Genomic DNA, 4,026 nt, shown 5'->3' with positions numbered 1-4,026 from the left:
GATCGGATTCCCTCCGCATGAGGGGTCGATGATTGCGCCTTGGACCAGTTCGGGGATGGCGGCTTTGGTGACGCCGAGGTCGGAGAGATTGCGGGGGATGGCGAGGCTGTCGTTGAACTCTTGCACGAAGCTGCGGAAGCCGTCGAAGCCGCCGTCGATGCCCAGATAGGCGGCGGCTTGCTGGAAGCGGTCGGCGATGACTGGCGCGTTGAACTCGAGCACGGCGGGCATGCAGACCGCGTTGGTGGTGCCGTGGTGGGTGTTGAACACCGCGCCGACGGGGTGGCTCATGGCGTGGATGGCGCCTAGGCCTTTCTGGAAGGCGGTGGCCCCCATCGCCGCCGCGCTCATCATCTGGGCGCGGGCTTCGATGTCGGTGCCGTCCGCATAGGCACGTGGCAGGTAGTCCTTGACCAGCCGCATCCCTTCCAGCGCGATGCCCTGAGACATCGGGTGGTAATGCGGGCTGCTGAACGCCTCGACACAATGCGCGAACGCATCCAGACCGGTGCCTGCGGTGATGAACTTGGGCATGCCCACCGTCAGCTCGGGGTCGCAGATCACCACGGTCGGCAGCACCTTGGGATGGAAGATGATCTTCTTGGCGTGGGTTTCAGAATTGGTGATGACGCTGGCGCGCCCCACTTCGGACCCGGTCCCGGCAGTTGTGGGGACGGCGATGATCGGCGCGATGGCATCGGCATCCGCTCGGGTCCACCAATCGCCGATGTCCTCAAAGTCCCAGACCGGGCGCGTCTGACCACACATGAAGGCGACCATCTTGCCCAGATCCAGCCCCGAGCCGCCGCCAAAAGCGATCACCCCGTCATGGCCGCCCGCGTTATAGGCCGCAACACCGGCCTCGAGGTTCTGTTCATTGGGGTTCGGGTCCACATCCGCGAACAGACCCCGGCCCAGACCGGCGGTCTCCATGATATCCAGCGTCGCGGTGGTGATCGCCAGGTCGGCCAGCCCCTTGTCGGTGACCAGCAGCGGCTTCTTCATGCCGGCCGCAGCACAGGCTTCGGGTAATTCATTGATCCGCCCGGCCCCGAATTTGATTGCGGTTGGATAAGACCAGTTTCCAACAAGTGACATGTTTGCTTTCCTTCGTGTCAAAAGGCCTGCCCCGGCGAGGGGGTCATTCCGAGGCAGGCCGGCGTCCTTAGCCCGTGACCTTTTTCAGGTGATAGGATTTGGGACGTGTCAGGTTGTGATAGCCAATGACCGAGAGACCGCCGCCGCGCCCGGTATTCTTGCAGCCGGTCCAGCACAGGCCGGGATCCAGATAATCGGCGCGGTTCATGAAGACGGTGCCCGTCTCAATCTGGTCGCCCACGCGGGCCGCGCGATCCAGATCGCGGGTCCAGAGGCTCGCTGTCAGGCCAAACGCGCTGTCATTCATCAGCCGGATGGCCTCATCATCCGTGGACACTTTCATGATGCCCACTACCGGGCCAAAGCTTTCATCCCGCATCACCCGCATGTCATGGGTGACATTGGTCAGGATCTGCGGCGTCAGATATGCGCCGCCATCATCCTCGGGGAAGATGTCGATATGGGCCACCGCACCAGCCTCGACCGCCTCGGCAATCTGCGCCCGTACCTCATCGGCAAAGCGCACATTGGCCATCGGGCCAATGGTGGTCTCAGCGTCCAGCGGATTGCCCAGCTTATAGCCCTTCACGATCTCCACCGCCCTGGCGACGAAGTCGTCATACAGGCTTTCATGCACATAAATCCGCTCGATCCCGCAGCAGCACTGGCCCGCGTTGAACATTGCCCCGTCGATCAGCGTCTCAACCGCCGCCTCCAGATCGGCATCGTCCATCACATAACCCGGATCCTTGCCGCCCAACTCAGTCCCGACGCCGGTAAAGGTGCCCGCCGCCGCGCGCTCCATCGCCTGGCCGCCGCCGACCGAGCCGGTGAAGTTCACGAAGTCGAACGCATTGCCCGCGATCAGATCGTTGGTCACGTCATGGCTCAGAAAGACATTCTGGAACACGTCTTCGGGCACACCCGCTGCATGGAAGGCCTGCGCCATACGCTCGCCCACCAGCAGGGTCTGCGTGGCGTGTTTCAGGATCACCGTATTACCCGCGATCAGCGCCGGGGCCACCGTGTTGATCGCCGTCATGTAGGGGTAGTTCCACGGCGCCACCACAAACACCACCCCATGCGGGATACGCTTGATATAGCGCTTGAATGTCTCATCCTCACCCACCGCGATATCAGCCAATGCGCTTTCGGCAATCCCGGCCATATGGCTTGCGCGCTCGTTGAAGCCGCCGAACTCACCGCCATAGCGCACCGGGCGACCCATCATATGCGCCAACTCGGGCACGATTTCCTCATTCATCGCGCCGACAGCAGCCACACCCGCCATCACAAGATCAATGCGTTCCCGCAAGGGCCGCGCCGCCCAAGCCGCCTGTGCGGCCCGCGCCCGGCCCGCAACCTCAAACGCGGCCTCCCGCGACAACACCTCGCGCTCGGCAAAAACCGACCCATCAATCGGCGAGACACATTGCAACATCTGCCCCATAGTCACTCCATCTCTAAAGAGAGCAGGATCCCTGCTTCATCTGGCCATAAATATCTCGGGGGCCGCCATTGGTGCGCCATTGGTTCGAGCGCCAATGGCGGCGGGGCTGGCCCCTCGCTTTCACCCTCTCAAGCCCGCTCGAACCCGCGGGCAATTTCCCAATCGGTCACCACGCGCTCAAACTCTTCGATCTCAACCTCGGCCGCGCGCGCATAGTGATCGACAACGTCATCTCCCATTGCAGCCCGCAACATCGCCGAGCCATGCAGCGCATCTCGCGCCGCGCGCAGATTGCCCGGGATCATCCCCGTCTCTCCCTGATAGACGTCGCCCGTGGTCGGCGGCTGCAACTCCAGCCCTTCTTCGATCCCAGCGATCCCCGCCGCCAGCATCCCAGCCATCGCCAGATAGGGGTTCATATCCGAGCCCGGGATACGGCATTCCACCCGCACCGCCTTGGTGCCGTCACCGCACAGACGGAACCCGGCGGTGCGGTTGTCCACCGACCAGATGATCCGCGTCGGCGCAAAGGTCCCCTTCATGAACCGCTTGTAGCTGTTGATGTAGGGCGCCATGAAACAGGTGTAATCGGCGGCGTATTTCAAAAGACCCGCCATGTAGCTTTTCATCACATCCGACATGCCGAGCGGATCTTTTTCGTCGAAAAAGATCGGCCGCCCCTCGGACCAGAGCGACTGATGCACGTGGCTGGAACTGCCCACTTTCTCATGATGCCATTTCGGCAGGAAGGTCGCGGCATGCCCATGCTGCCAGGCAATCTCTTTCACCGCGTTCTTGGCGATCGAGTGATACTCGGCCGTCTCCATCGCAGGCGCATATTTGATGTTCAGCTCTTCCTGCCCGGTCTCGGCCTCACCTTTCGTGTTCTCGACCGGTATCCCCGCATCCCACAGATGGTTGCGGATCGGGCGCATCACATGCTCTTCCTTAGTGGTCTGAAGGATGTGATAGTCTTCGTTGTACCCCGAGATCGGCTCAAGGTCGCGAAAGCCTTCCTTGCGGATCTGATCAAAGCTTTTCTCGAACAGGAAAAACTCCAGCTCGGTGGCGCACATCGCGTCATAGCCCATCGCCTTCAGCCGGTTCACCTGACGTTTCAGGATCGAGCGCGGCGCGTGTGGCACTTCTTCATGCGTGTGATGATCCAGCACATCGCACATCACCATCGCCGTGCCTTCCAGCCACGGCACCAGACGCAGCGTGCTCAGATCCGGCTTCATCACATAATCGCCATAGCCCCGCTCCCAACTGGTCGACGCATACCCATCCGGCGTCCCCATCTCGAGATCCGTCGCCAGCAGATAGTTGCAGCAATGCGTCTCTTCCCACGCTCCCGCAACAAAATGACCCGCATGAAACCGTTTCCCCATCAAACGGCCCTGAAGGTCAACCAGACAAACCAATACCGTATCAATCTCGCCAGACGAAACCTCAGCCTTCAAATGCTCAAATGTCAG

Annotated in this window: 3 protein-coding genes; all 3 read right to left on the bottom strand. The window is 61.5% G+C overall.

Annotation, left to right across the window (positions count from 1 at the left end):
• Nucleotides 1-1,098, bottom strand: a 1,098-nt coding sequence (locus ACR0AW_RS21145; protein WP_170734256.1) for an iron-containing alcohol dehydrogenase, incomplete at its 3' end; no start/stop codon positions are given.
• Between the two features lie 67 nt (nt 1,099-1,165).
• Complete coding sequence (locus ACR0AW_RS21140) at nt 1,166-2,548, bottom strand: aldehyde dehydrogenase family protein (RefSeq protein WP_170734257.1); 1,383 nt, start codon at nt 2,546-2,548, stop codon at nt 1,166-1,168.
• A gap of 128 nt (nt 2,549-2,676) precedes the next feature.
• Nucleotides 2,677-4,026, bottom strand: a 1,350-nt coding sequence (locus ACR0AW_RS21135) for a glutamine synthetase family protein (protein ID WP_480439638.1), incomplete at its 5' end; no start/stop codon positions are given.

Source organism: Ruegeria sp. C5 (assembly GCF_056537605.1).
Note: the sequence above shows the minus strand (reverse complement) of the source record. Positions and strands in the feature narration are given on the sequence as shown.

What these genes read in the sequence shown, in the direction of transcription:
- ACR0AW_RS21140 (WP_170734257.1), bottom strand. Translation starts at nt 2,548, where the DNA reads ATGGGGCAGATGTTGCAATGTGTCTCGCCGATTGATGGGTCGGTTTTT.